Below are 12,961 nucleotides of genomic sequence, written 5' to 3'. Positions count from 1 at the left end.
GATTAGTCCAGCCACACCGCGTCGTTTTTGACGGCAACTTGCCACACTTTCACCGGTTTATCCGGCTGTTCAATACAACGGCCATCGCGCAAAGAAAAGTGTTGTTTGTATAGTGGCGACGCTACACACAACTCCCCCCCGACATCACCAACAATCCCACGCGCCAGAACATGTGCCCGGCCGATAGGATCCCAGTTCTGGATCGCAAATACCCCTTGTTCTGGCACCAGAAACAGAGCCACCTGTTGTCCCTCGATCATCGCGACCCGACCGTGAAAAGGCAACAAAGCACTTAAATTACAAATTTTCATCTCATTCCTCCACGACCACTGGAATACGTTGCCCACGGATACGCTGATATTCCGGGGTTGGCACTCCCACCGCATCGTCCACGTACGTGTTAAATTTGGCGCGCTTAACCGGCGACTGTAAGGTGCTCTGCCACTCACATTGATAAGTATCAACCACGTGCTGCATTTGCGTTTCCAGCGCTTCACACAAACCCAGAGAATCGTTTTGGACGACTTGTTTGAGGTAATCCAGGCCACCATCCAGATTCTCCATCCAGACTGACGTACGCTGCAGTTTGTCTGCTGTACGGACATAGAACATCAATACCCGATCAATCAGTTGTATCAATTCCGCTTTGCTCAGATCCGAGGCAAACAGATCAGCATGACGAGGACGCATGCCACCGTTACCACACACGTAAAGGTTCCAGCCTTTCTCTGTAGCAATCACACCTATATCTTTGCTTTGAGCTTCGGCGCATTCACGGGTGCAACCGGAGACGGCGAATTTGAGTTTGTGCGGTGCCCGCAAACCTTTGTAGCGGTTTTCCAGCTCAATCGCGAGACCAACCGAGTCGTCTACCCCGTATCGACACCACGTCGACCCTACACAAGATTTGACGGTGCGGACCGACTTCCCGTAAGCATGGCCCGTTTCAAATCCGGCCCGGATCAAGGCTTCCCATATCGCTGGTAACTGCTCAAGTTGCGCTCCGAATAGATCGACACGTTGCCCACCCGTGATCTTGGTGTATAAATCGTAATCACGTGCAACTTCCCCTAAGACAATCAGTTTATCCGGCGTTATTTCTCCCCCCGGAACACGTGGTACGATCGAATAGGATCCATCTTTTTGCAGGTTTGCCATATAGGCGTCGTTGGAATCTTGCAAACCACTGTGCTGCGGCTCGAGAATATGTTCGTTCCACAATGATGCGAACACCGACGCCGCCGTCGGTTTACACAAGTCGCACCCAAGGCCCTGACCATGTTTGTTGATCAGGGTGTCAAAATCTCTGATCTGCTCTACCTGACATAAGTGGAACAGTTCCTGGCGCGATAAGGCGAAATGTTCGCAAATGTGGTTGTTGACCTCCATGCCCATGGCGGCCAACTCCCCGTCCAGTACTGACTTCACCATATTGCTGCAACCACCGCATCCGGTTCCGGCTTTCGTGCAAGACTTCAGCTCGGACAAGTCGTGGATTCCGGCATGAACCTTTGTGACAATGTCACTTTTTGTAACGTTATGGCAAGAACAGATCACCGCGTTATCGGATAATTCGCCTTCCAGCATGGATGTATCCAGCAGCAAATTTGCCGCATGCTCTGGCAATACGGTTTGGTTGAGGTAGCATTGCAGCAACGCGTCATAGTCACCAGTATCACCAACCAGAATCGCACCCAACAGTTGGGTCCCGGATTCGTCGACCACCAGCTTTTTGTAGGTGCCTTCCACCGTATCCTGCAGTACCATCTCTCTAGCATATGGGGTGGCTTTGTGCGCGTCTCCTATTGACGCAACATCCACCCCGAGTAACTTGAGCTTTGTACTCATATCAGCGCCTTGAAACGATGCTTGCGTGTCACCTGCCAAATGCTTCGCCACTACTCGTGCCATTGAATAGCCTGGTGCGACCAGTCCGAATATCCGCTCTTGCCACAACGCACATTCCCCAATGGCATAGACACCCGGTGCACTGGTCATGCACTGATCATTGACGACAATTCCGCCGCGCTCTCCAATCTCTATACCAGCCAAACGAGCCAGTGCATCCTGTGGGCGAATGCCCGCAGAAAAAACGATGACGTCCACTTCCAGAGGCAGCTGCTCTTTGAGCACCATACGATGCCGTGCATGTTCACCGTCAATAATGCGTTCAGTCGACGTGCTGGTATGGACCTGTAAACCCAGTGACTCGATTTTTTCTTTGAGCAGTTGTCCTGATCCATCATCAAGTTGAACGGGCATCAATCTGGGCGCAAACTCAACCACGTGTGTTTCCAGCCCGAGCAGACGCAGCGCATTAGCCGCCTCAAGCCCAAGCAATCCACCACCGACCACGGCGCCGCTTTTCGCTCCCCGGCAAGCGGTTCGGATTGATGAAAGATCATCTAACGTGCGGTAGACGAAGATGCCGTCTCGCTCTTTACCTTCTATTGGCGGCACAAACGGATATGAACCAGTCGCAAGGACAAGTTTGTCATACCCCAAAATCGTATCTTCATCCAGCATTAGTCTCTGTGCTTTGGTATCCAGGTGGGTGACCTGACAGCCCAGCAACAAGTTAATGTTGTTTTCGCTATACCAGTTTTCGCTGCTTAGCAGCAAATCCTGATGTGACTTGCCTGAAAACAGAGATGAGAGTTGAACCCGGTCGTAGGCGATGAAGCGTTCCTCACCAATGACGGTAATACGCTTGTGTTGATGCAGGCCTTGCTCAACCATTTGCGCGACTAAGTGGTGCCCTACCATGCCGTTGCCGACAATTACAATATGTTCCATCATCTTGCTCCTATGCCGTTTTCACCAACGGCACACTCTCTGCCGCTTCTTGTTTGGACTGTTTTTCATACAGGAAACGCAGCACACTCTGGCGATAACTCTGATACGTCAAATCATCGGCCAATGCGACTCGGTTTCTGGGGCGTTCCAGTTGAATATTCAGTACTTCACCGACGGTGGCCGCCGGACCATTAGTCATCATGACGATTTTGTCGGATAGCAGAACTGCTTCATCAACGTCATGAGTAATCATGATGACGGTGCTGTTGAGATCGGCCTGGATGCGCATCAAAGCATCCTGGAGATGTGCACGCGTCAGAGCGTCCAGCGCGCCAAAGGGCTCGTCCATCAACAAGACTTTTGGTTTGAGTGCGAGCGCCCGTGCGATGCCGACTCGCTGCTTCATACCCCCAGAAATTTCATCCGGACGTTTGTTGGCTGCGTGCTGCATCTGAATTAAGTCCAGATAATGCTCGGTTTCACACTTCACTTGCGCAGTGGATCTCCCTTTGTTGACCTGTTTAACGGCTAACTCGACGTTCTGATACACGCTCAGCCATGGCAACAATGAGTGATTCTGAAACACCACGGCGCGCTCTGGCCCTGGTCCTGCGACTTCATGTCCATCCAGGATCACGCCGCCATCGGTGGGCATTAACAGCCCTGCCACCAAATTCAGCACAGTTGATTTCCCACAGCCGGAATGACCGATCAGAGAGATGAATTCCCCTTTGTTGATATCGAGGTTGACATTTTTCAGCGCGACGAACTCCCCTTGTTTGGTGGGAAAGCGCATCCCTAGCTGAGTCAAATCGAGATAAGGTTTTGACATAACGGCCTCCTTGCCATTAACGAAGTTCCTGTTGTTTGTCCCACGACATCCATTTCTGCAACTGCAACATGCCTCGGTCGAGCAACAAACCGATCAATCCGATAGTAATCACGGCTACCATGATCCGCCCCAAAGACGCCGAGCTGCCATTTTGGAATTCATCCCAAACAAACTTACCCAGCCCGGGGTTTTGTGCGAGCATTTCGGCGGCAATCAATACCATCCAGGCAATCCCCAACGACAACCTAAGGCCAGTAAAAATCATCGGTACCGCCGATGGCAAAACAATGGTTCTGATATGCTTCCACCAAGAGAGCTGCAATACCTTGCTCACGTTAAGCAAATCTTTATCGACACTGGTAACCCCTACGGCGGTATTGATCAATGTTGGCCACAAACTGCATAACGCCACTGTAAACAGCGAATTAACAAACGATTTGGCGAACATGGGATCGTCACTCACGTACGTGGCACTGACCACCATGGTGACAATCGGCAACCACGCCAGAGGAGAGACCGGCTTCAGCAGTTGTATGATGGGGTTAAATGCCTGATAAAGCCCTTGGTTCAACCCAAGCACAATACCAAGCGGTATCGCAATCAATGAAGCCAACACAAAGCCGCACGCAACGGTAAACAAACTCGTGACGATTTGGTCAAAATACGTTGGTTTGCCGGTGTATGGCCGAATCCGAACTTCCGCATGTGGATCTTTAGCCAATTTTGCGGCGTTACGCTTTTCCTGACGTTCAATGAATGCCTGTGCTTTTTCGCGCTCACGCCAGTGTTCGTCTACCAAATGGCTCAACTGGGTAAACGTCTGAGCGGGCCCGGGGAGCGTACCCAATGAGGTATGTACCTCTCGTGCGGCCAGATGCCACATCATCAAAAACATCACAATACCAATCACTGGCAGGAGCAGCGCTTTGCTGCGACTGACCACCGCACCACTGCCTGGAAACAGAGCGATTACATTACTCGACATAGTCGTATCCTTTTTTGGGGTCTGGCGATGTAAACCAAGGTTCTCACCAGACGCGTTACACCTGATCGTCCCCTTTCAGGCCGATAGAAAACTGGTTGAGGTACTCGTTTGGCCGATGACCGTCGTACACAACGTTATCGATGAAATGAGTCTGCGGGGCGCGGAAGCCATCTTCTTCAGAAAAATCCGGAAAGTCCGCAGCGCTGAATACTCCGTCTTGAATCAGTGACAACGCAGCCTGTTGATAGATATCAGGACGGTACACCTGCTTGGCGATATCCATATACCACGCATCAGGTTTAGCCTGCGGAATCTGTCCCCAGCGACGCATTTGGGTTAAGTACCAGATGGCATCACTGTAATAGGGGTACGTCGCATTGTGGCGAAAGAACACATTGAAATCAGGCACTTCACGTTTGTCGCCTTTTTCATACTCGAAGGTGCCGGTCATTGAATTGGCGATCACCTCGGCATCTGCGCCGACATACTCGCTTTTGGCAAGTAGGCTGACCGCTTCTGCACGATTCACATTGTTGTGAGCGTCCAGCCAGTGAGCCGCGCGAATCAATGCTTTAACAACACGAATGTGAGTATTCGGGTATTTCTCCGCCCAAGCTTTCGATACACCAAACACTTTCTCTGGGTTGTTTTTCCAGATCTCGTAATCGGTGACGACAGGCACACCTATGCCTTTAAACACCGCTTGTTGGTTCCAGGGTTCGCCCACGCAATAACCTTGGATAGTGCCCGCCTCCATGGTGGATGGCATTTGTGGGGGCGGCGTGACACTCAACAAGACATCGGCTTTCAATTGCCCGCTGTTGTCCCCGGTTTTCGGCGCGTAATAGCCCGGATGAATGCCACCCGCCGCGAGCCAGTAGCGCAATTCGTAATTGTGAGTAGAGACCGGGAACACCATACCCATATTGAACGGCTTTCCTTTGTCTCGGAAGCTACTCACCACTGGCTTTAGCGCGTCCGCTTTGATTGGATGCTGTGGTTTGCCGTCAGCCTGCTTTGGAATGTGTGGCTTCATTTGCTGCCAGGTATCGTTGGAGACGGTGATTGCGTTGCCGTTTAGATCCATACTGAACGCGGTGATGACCTGCGCCTGGGTACCAATGCCTATCGTCGCCCCCAAAGGTTGTCCTGCCAGCATGTGAGCGCCATCCAACTCACCATCAATGACGCGGTCCAACAGTACTTTCCAGTTCGCCTGAGCTTCGAGCGTGACGTAGAGGCCCTCATCCTCAAAGAAACCTTTTTCATATGCCACCGCTAAAGGCGCCATATCGGTCAGTTTGATAAAGCCGAACTTTAAGTCCTCTAGTTCCGGCTCACCTAGTGGCGAAGCCCATGAAGACGTAGCGATAACACCAGCTAACGTGGCTGCTATCCAATGTCCCCGAATCATTTTCAAATATTTCATCTCAATGCTCCCTTTGATTTATTCAAACAAAAAGGCGCTACCGCAATATTTGCGGTAGCGCCTTTGCTCTTAAATCTTGCCGCCGTTGACAGGTTTTAAGTTACGTTTGATTCTGATTGTGAAATTGCGTTTGTTTCCTTACTCTTTACATTCCAAGTAACGTGCCAAGTATTTTACCAATTAAATTCAATAGCTTAATAGAAGCTAATGTCATATTGCTGCCATTGACGCTTGCTTATGGTGCGCTCTGCACCAAGGTCAAAAAAAATACCCTAACCCCAAAGTAGTAACTCATTAGCCGAGCGTTTCCAGTGTCGTCAGGATGTTTTTAGCAATCTGGCTGAGAGGCTGACTGGTCTTCATCGCGGAATTCCGCATGGCCTGATAGGCCGACTCTTCGTCCATCTTATGCATTTTCATAATCAGACCTTTGGCACGTTCAATCACTTTTCTGTCTTCGATTTTAGTGTTCAGCGATGCGATTTCATCGCACATTTTCTGATATCTCACGCGTACCCGAGCAGCGTATTCCAGCCAAACACTCAACTCACCTTCCATTGAATGCGGCAACAACACATAGTCAGATGGCTCTTCTAACGATTTGAAATTTAATGTAGAAATGGATTTTATCAGTAATAACAGCGGCACTTTGCGTTGCCGGCAAACTTCGACGATGGATCTCAGTTCCGCACACGGCGCATACCAATGCACTAACAACCGGGCCGTCGGTTCCCTATCCAACAAAAGCTCTAATTGCGCAAGTCGGCAGGTTAAGATCTGATCATAGTTTTTCACCAATTGAGTACGCAACTGCGCCTGCTCTTTGGCATGTTCGCAGCAGATAATCAACGAGGTTGGATTGATTTGTCTGGCCATACACATTCCTTGTAGTTAACTGGTCATTTATCTCAGTAACTTCAAGGAATGTGCCAGAGTGAAGAGTTTAAGCGTTGCAGTAATGCTTCCAGTACTCAAACGCCTGAGCATAGGCGCTGTCGCGATCCTGCATCTCTGCGAACAACACAACTGCCATAGTTGAAATAATGGTGTTGGCCATCAGCCCGAGATCCGATTCGGCCGTTGCAAATGGACATTGAACGGGCGCCGGAACCTCTGTCAGCATTTGTTCAGACCAGTAACACGAACTGACGTTACCTTGGTGGCTCAGCCAAACCGTTTGACTGACTTTGGGATTGTATTCCGATTCACCCGACACACCTTTGAATGAGACAACAGATTCGCTATGCTGACCAATCAGACTTTCCACTTCGGCGTGCAGTTGTTGAAATCCAGGGTGAAAACTGCCCCGCAAACCCAGCCTTGCGCCGCCTGGATTTAAAGCACGAACTACTGTGTTGATTGGCGTACGTAAACCATACCGTTTTTTCCAGCCAATCATGGTTTCAGCTTGTGGAGCAAACTGAGCAAGCGGCAGGTAAACCAGATTGTCATTGGCCAACAGGTTTTGAGCATGTTCCGCGCTGTGCGCCACCGCAACGTTGAATCTGGATAAATACGATTCGGCATGCTCGCGTAGGGTCGTATTGTCCTGATAGCCATGCATCAGGATACGATACCCGTTGTCAGCTAGGATCCGCGCCGCTAAAAGATGCCACGGCGGCCCGGCACTCTCACGCTTACCTGCATAGCACGGCCAGTCGATATCCGCGCCGACCACCGGCAAACGTTTTTGGAAAGCTTTGACGAAACCGGCAATCTCTTCTTTTGTCTCGTTCTGAACACGGATTAACATCATCAGCATGGCCATCTGATCGTCATCACATAGGCCATCCAGATACTCATCCATCACCTGGTACGCTTGTTCAAATGTTAATGGTTTACGGCCACGCTCTCCGCGCCCAACAGTGCGGATACACTCTAAAATGGAACTCATACGTCTTCCTGTACAGATTGCAGCAACTCAGCATTATGCAATAAGGCTGCTCGCAGTTTGACGACATCACCTAAAATGATCAACGCCGGACTCAGCCCTTTCAATTCAAGCGCATGTTTTTCAAGCGTTTCGAGAGACAATGTGTGTACTTCCTGCGTTGCACTGCACCCTTTACCGATAATCGCCACCGGGGTTGAACTGCTAAGACCGTGCGCCATCAGTCCCTGTTGAATCTGCGCTGCTTTTTCCAACCCCATGTAAAACACTAAGGTTTGTCCCGATGCCACCAATTCAGCCCACGCAGGAAGTGACCCCGTCACAACCTGTCCTGTCACCAAAGTTACACTGCGCGACACTTCCCGGTGAGTCAGGGGAATCAGGGAACTCGCGGCACAGCCCAAGGCCGCCGTAATGCCGGGAATAACCTGGTAGGCCACGTTAGCCGACACCAGCGCTAATGCTTCTTCGCCCCCTCGACCAAATACAAACGGATCACCACCTTTAAGACGGACGACCTGTTTTCCTGCTTTCGCTTGACGCACTAATTCGGCGTTAATACTTTCCTGAGACATACTTGGCCTGCCGCAGCGTTTCCCCACGTAGATCATTTCCGCATCGGGATCGGCAAACTCGAGTATGTCGCGGCCAACCAGTCGGTCATAGATCACAACATCCGCCTGCTGAATCGCTTTTAGCGCCTTGAGAGTCAGTAGTTCCGGATCGCAAGGTCCGGCTCCAACCAACGTCACACGACCCGCTTGGGGCTGCGTTTTCGGTTTTGATGGTAGCGTACGCTGATACCAGTCAGTGTGACTAGAGAAGTCTCCTGAAAAGAAACCATCCAAAGATCGCTGTGTCATGCGTGGCGCTCCTCTTCATTTGTGACAAGCGATGTCTGACAAGTTTGCACCCATTGTTTGAGTTCCGGTAAACAGGAGCCACAGTTGGTACCGCATTTGAGTAACGTCTGCAACTGCTTCAGGTCAACACACTCTTTCGACTCAAGCGCCCGCTTAATCTGCCAATCAGTGACACGGTAACAGCTACAGATCAGCTTTGCCTGCTGCGTGGCCATACAAATGGACAATAGTCGACCGATATCAAGAGGCATCCCAAGTAACGACAGCAGCGCTTGATAGTCCGTTTTGATCGGCTTACCTGACAACATCAAAATAGCCGCCACTTCAGGATGCTCGCCGTGGATGGTGCAATCGATTCCCAGCCAGCCGGTTTCTAATTCTAATACCAAACGACGCTGAGTGAGCTGACGTTGAAAATCCTCAATGTTTCGCTCTTCCCTGTCCACAAACCGCCATATCTGACCGTTGCGTTCCTGTTGCAGTGATGCGTAGGTGCACAGAGAAAAATCCGCCCGACTTCCCAGATACATGCCATAGGTTTTCGCTTTTACTTGACTGAGGCTGACTGAAGATGATTTAAACGCGGGCTGCCCCGACTGCTGATCCGTGCATGCTTGCACCACAGCATTGATCTGGCTTTGGCCACCATAGCGCCCCGCCCAGTGCATGGACATAAACAACTGCTGGTCACTCAGAGCATTGTCCAACTCCGCAATGGCCAGAATAGAAGTATCGCCCTGTTCAAGCTCGACCAGTTGACCTGATTTGATGGCATAACTTTCAGCTGTCAGCGCATTTAGATACAGTGTCGGTTGCACTTCAGACGCGCTCAATTGTGCAATGTGTCCGGTACGAGTCATAGTATGCCACTGGTCACGCTGACGGCCCGTGTTTAACCACAAATCAGACCGGCGCACGCAGGGCACGGTCACTGCAAAGCGAGCCTTGCCGGTATCGGTTGAAAAATGATGATCACCAAAAGGTTTATTGCCTCCCCACTGCCAAGGAAGCCAATTGTCGTACGCTTCGTCGCTCAAGTGCGCAAACTGTGATAAATCCAACTTTAACGGCGTGCCGCTATTGAGTCCGGTCATCGCCGCAAACTCACGAAAGATCTGGGCGGGCGTAGAATAATCAAACGCATCCGCGACGCCCAAATAGTCACATAAAGCACTGCCGACTCGTGCAATTTGCCACCAGTCAGGCCGGGTTTCCCCAGGCGCTGGCAAAAATTGTCGCTGGCGAGAAAGGCGCCGCTCTGAATTGGTCACCATCCCGTGCTTTTCTCCCCACCCAGAGGCCGGTAGCAGCAGATCGGCGTAACGCGCGGTATCAGTGTCCGCGGTAATATCCGACACAATGACAAAGTCACACTTTTCTAACGCGCGTCGTACTTGCTGGTTATCCGGCATCGATACCGCCGGATTGGTGGCCATAATCCACAACACTTTGATCTCGCCTCGCTCTGCAGCGCTGAACAGGTCAACCGCTTTCAGACCCGGCTGGGTTGCCACATTGGGTGCCTGCCAGAATTGCGCTACAGCGCTGATGTCTTCAGAAGTAAATCCCCGGTGCACGGCCAACTGATTCGCCAGACCGCCAACTTCGCGTCCTCCCATCGCATTCGGTTGACCGGTAATCGAAAACGGACCACTGCCACAACGATTGATCTGTCCGGTTGCAAGGTGCAGGTTGATGATGGCATTGCCTTTGTCGACACCCGATGTGGATTGATTAACTCCCTGGCAGAACAACGTAATGGCAGCGTGAGACGATGCGAACCAGTGAAAGAAAGTCCCGAGAATCGACTCACTCACGCCCAACTGTTGACTCAGCACATCCAACTGATAATGCGCTTTTTCAACCTCGGCCAGCAAAGCTTCAAAGCCTTCCGTATGCTCAGCAATAAAAGCTTCATCAACCGCCTGATGATCGCAGCAGTAGCGTAACAACCCATTGAACAGAGCGACGTCATCATCGTTACCGATCGGAATATGTAAATCGGCTTGCTCCGCTGTAACGGTGCGGCGGGGATCAATCACCACCAGTTTGAGGTTAGGATTTTGTTCACGCGCTTGTTGAATTCGACGAAAAATCACCGGATGAGTCCAGGCAGTGTTGGCGCCGGTGATAACAATTAAATCCGCCTTGTCCAAATCGTCGTAACTCACTGGCACGACATCTTCACCAAAAGCCTTACAATGCGCAGCCACCGCCGAGGACATGCACAACCTTGAGTTCGTATCAATATTGGCAGAACCGACAAACCCCTTCATGAACTTATTGGCTACATAGTAATCCTCGGTCAGTAACTGACCCGAGACGTACATCGCGACAGAATCCGGGCCATAGTGTTTAATCGCATCCGTGATCTTTTCACGCACGGTCTCAATCGCATCAGACCAGTTGATCTCGACACCATTCAGCCTGGGATACAGCAGACGACTCGGCATTTGGAGACTCTCCTTCAGCGCCGAACCTTTCACACAAAGTGCGCCCTGATTGGCAGGATGGTCAGTGTCACCTTTAATGCCTTGTTGTTGTATCGTCACTCCGCAGCCCACGCCGCAATACGGGCAGGTCGAATGGATTATTTGTTGTGTCATGCTCGATTCCTTTCTCTGAGGCAAAAAAAAGCCCCTCCTTAACGGAGAGGCTTCGTTGCCTGTGACGTCGGTGTAGTGAACTGCAGTACGAGTTCATTGTTAAATAGGTTAAAGCAAAATGATTGCCAACCTATTCTCTATTATAATTTTCAAATATTTCATAAAGTTAATAAAATCAACTCCACACAAGTTAAAGAGCACGCACCAACTTGGTTCACCATCTTCACCGATTTGGTGTGCCTGTCACCTTTTGTGCATACGCTCTGTGTGAGCGCGTCAGTCTCAGGTAAACTTCTCAGTATAATCTTGTATCTAAAAGAGAACTGCCACATGCAAAGCGCCGAATACTTCATAGACCATCTTAATCTTCAACCACACGTAGAGGGCGGCTATTACTGCTCATCGTTTCGTTCCGACACACCGTTTGATGAAAACCGCCCACTCTGGAGCAGCATTTACTTTTTGCTGCGTACCGGAGAAGTCTCTCATTTTCACCAACTGACCGCCGATGAAATGTGGTATTTCCATGCAGGAGAGTCGCTGACTATTTATATGATTGATCCAGAGGGGCAACTGACCACTCAGCAACTCGGTCTGGATATTGAACGCGGTGAACAGCCTCAGGTACTCGTACCGAAAGGATATGTTTTTGGTTCTGCGATGAATCAGCCTGGCTTCTCGCTCGTTGGCTGCATGGTATCACCTGGTTTTACATTTGAGGATTTCACGCTTTACGATCGGAATGGCTTACTCAATCGCTATCCTCAACATCGCGACGTGATCTTAACCCTAACCCGAGAAGCCTAACGACTTCTATAGGATCGATTGCGACACCGGATAAAACACCAGTTGTTCGTTTTCTACCATGAAGCAGTCCATACCTGCGTTATGGGCTGCGCTTTTGCCCAGTTCCGTGTCTTCAAACACAACGCAGTCACTCGCTTTGAGGCCTAATTTCTCAGCCGCAAGGAGAAACGTGTCTGGCGAAGGCTTGTGGTCCTGCACATCGGTGGCAGACACCACGACTTGCAGCTTGTCCAGTAGGCGGGCATTGTCGAGCAGACGCAGCGCGCTCTCCCTCTGGCTCCCAGTGCCAACTGCCATCTTTTTGTGACCCATATACTGCTCCAGAATCTCAGTCGTACACGCAATGAGCGCCGGGGGCGTATTGATGCTGGCAAAAGCATCCATTTTGAAACGTGAGACCTCACTAGGTAGCAGGTTCATGTGATACTTACGATTGATTTCATTCGCAATTTTAAAGCTCGGCATACCACCCAAACTGTGCAGCCATACTTGATCAAAGGGAAACTGAAAATGCTCGGCGGTTTTAGCCCACGCAGCGAGGTGCGCAGGCATGGTATCAAGCAGCGTGCCATCCATATCAAAAATAAGGCCTTTGTATTTGGCAAGTTCGAGGGTCATGTTATCTCCCGTCGGTTTATTGTTAAATTTGGCATTCTGGAACAATTGTCATATTTCTGTAGTTTTTTATTACACAAAAGTACCAGATAATACAATTACATATGGTGCTAAAGTTATTTTTCAGCACAGCATAT

11 protein-coding genes are annotated in these 12,961 nt (G+C 50.4%); 1 reads left to right on the top strand and 10 read right to left on the bottom strand.

The features are described from left to right. Positions 1 to 2: 2 nt before the first annotated feature. The 9 genes from nirD to VPR01S_RS10000 form a co-directional block, all read right to left on the bottom strand. On the bottom strand, positions 3 to 311 hold the full coding sequence (gene nirD, locus VPR01S_RS10040; protein ID WP_021705213.1) for a nitrite reductase small subunit NirD: 309 nt from the start codon (positions 309 to 311) through the stop codon (positions 3 to 5). Position 312: 1 nt separating this feature from the next. Then, positions 313 to 2,796 (bottom strand): nitrite reductase large subunit NirB, encoded by a 2,484-nt coding sequence (nirB, locus tag VPR01S_RS10035; RefSeq protein ID WP_021705212.1) that lies wholly within the window; start codon positions 2,794 to 2,796, stop codon positions 313 to 315. A 10-nt stretch (positions 2,797 to 2,806) separates the two neighbouring features. Then, positions 2,807 to 3,628, bottom strand: a complete 822-nt coding sequence (locus VPR01S_RS10030; protein ID WP_021705211.1) for an ABC transporter ATP-binding protein — start codon at positions 3,626 to 3,628, stop codon at positions 2,807 to 2,809. A gap of 16 nt (positions 3,629 to 3,644) precedes the next feature. Then, entirely contained in the window at positions 3,645 to 4,613 is a 969-nt protein-coding gene (locus VPR01S_RS10025) for an ABC transporter permease (protein WP_021705210.1), read from the bottom strand. 55 nt (positions 4,614 to 4,668) lie between these two features. Continuing rightward, on the bottom strand, positions 4,669 to 6,042 hold the full coding sequence (locus VPR01S_RS10020) for a CmpA/NrtA family ABC transporter substrate-binding protein (RefSeq protein ID WP_021705209.1): 1,374 nt from the start codon (positions 6,040 to 6,042) through the stop codon (positions 4,669 to 4,671). A gap of 294 nt (positions 6,043 to 6,336) precedes the next feature. After that, on the bottom strand, positions 6,337 to 6,918 hold the full coding sequence (locus VPR01S_RS10015) for an ANTAR domain-containing response regulator (RefSeq protein ID WP_021705208.1): 582 nt from the start codon (positions 6,916 to 6,918) through the stop codon (positions 6,337 to 6,339). A 67-nt stretch (positions 6,919 to 6,985) separates the two neighbouring features. Beyond that, a complete protein-coding gene (locus tag VPR01S_RS10010; RefSeq protein WP_021705207.1) occupies positions 6,986 to 7,936 on the bottom strand; it encodes a glycosyl transferase family protein in 951 nt (316 codons plus the stop codon). Beyond that, positions 7,933 to 8,796 (bottom strand): uroporphyrinogen-III C-methyltransferase, encoded by an 864-nt coding sequence (gene cobA / locus VPR01S_RS10005; RefSeq protein ID WP_021705206.1) that lies wholly within the window; start codon positions 8,794 to 8,796, stop codon positions 7,933 to 7,935. Before cobA ends, VPR01S_RS10010 begins: the two co-directional genes overlap by 4 nt. Continuing rightward, positions 8,793 to 11,402, bottom strand: coding sequence for a nitrate reductase (locus VPR01S_RS10000; protein WP_021705205.1), 2,610 nt, complete (start codon positions 11,400 to 11,402; stop codon positions 8,793 to 8,795). Before VPR01S_RS10000 ends, cobA begins: the two co-directional genes overlap by 4 nt. A gap of 330 nt (positions 11,403 to 11,732) precedes the next feature. Here VPR01S_RS10000 and VPR01S_RS09995 point away from each other — a divergent pair, with 330 nt between their 5' ends. After that, positions 11,733 to 12,209: a cupin domain-containing protein gene (locus tag VPR01S_RS09995; protein WP_021705204.1), complete on the top strand. Its 477-nt coding sequence runs from the start codon at positions 11,733 to 11,735 to the stop codon at positions 12,207 to 12,209. Positions 12,210 to 12,215: 6 nt separating this feature from the next. On the opposite strand, the gene VPR01S_RS09990 is transcribed toward VPR01S_RS09995, so the two are convergent. After that, on the bottom strand, positions 12,216 to 12,827 hold the full coding sequence (locus VPR01S_RS09990) for a beta-phosphoglucomutase family hydrolase (RefSeq protein ID WP_021705203.1): 612 nt from the start codon (positions 12,825 to 12,827) through the stop codon (positions 12,216 to 12,218). Positions 12,828 to 12,961 lie beyond the last annotated feature (134 nt).

Source organism: Vibrio proteolyticus NBRC 13287 (assembly GCF_000467125.1).
Classification (GTDB): domain Bacteria; phylum Pseudomonadota; class Gammaproteobacteria; order Enterobacterales; family Vibrionaceae; genus Vibrio; species Vibrio proteolyticus.
The sequence above is the reverse complement of the archived record's forward strand: the minus strand, read 5'-3'. Positions and strand labels throughout refer to the sequence as shown.

Bases quoted from the DNA above. Each gene is read 5' to 3' on its own strand.
- nirD (WP_021705213.1), bottom strand. From the start codon at position 311: ATGAAAATTTGTAATTTAAGTGCTTTGTTGCCTTTTCACGGTCGGGTC.
- nirB (WP_021705212.1), bottom strand. From the start codon at position 2,796: ATGGAACATATTGTAATTGTCGGCAACGGCATGGTAGGGCACCACTTA.
- VPR01S_RS10030 (WP_021705211.1), bottom strand. From the start codon at position 3,628: ATGTCAAAACCTTATCTCGATTTGACTCAGCTAGGGATGCGCTTTCCC.
- VPR01S_RS10025 (WP_021705210.1), bottom strand. From the start codon at position 4,613: ATGTCGAGTAATGTAATCGCTCTGTTTCCAGGCAGTGGTGCGGTGGTC.
- VPR01S_RS10020 (WP_021705209.1), bottom strand. From the start codon at position 6,042: ATGAAATATTTGAAAATGATTCGGGGACATTGGATAGCAGCCACGTTA.
- VPR01S_RS10015 (WP_021705208.1), bottom strand. From the start codon at position 6,918: ATGGCCAGACAAATCAATCCAACCTCGTTGATTATCTGCTGCGAACAT.
- VPR01S_RS10010 (WP_021705207.1), bottom strand. From the start codon at position 7,936: ATGAGTTCCATTTTAGAGTGTATCCGCACTGTTGGGCGCGGAGAGCGT.
- cobA (WP_021705206.1), bottom strand. From the start codon at position 8,796: ATGACACAGCGATCTTTGGATGGTTTCTTTTCAGGAGACTTCTCTAGT.
- VPR01S_RS10000 (WP_021705205.1), bottom strand. From the start codon at position 11,402: ATGACACAACAAATAATCCATTCGACCTGCCCGTATTGCGGCGTGGGC.
- VPR01S_RS09995 (WP_021705204.1), top strand. From the start codon at position 11,733: ATGCAAAGCGCCGAATACTTCATAGACCATCTTAATCTTCAACCACAC.
- VPR01S_RS09990 (WP_021705203.1), bottom strand. From the start codon at position 12,827: ATGACCCTCGAACTTGCCAAATACAAAGGCCTTATTTTTGATATGGAT.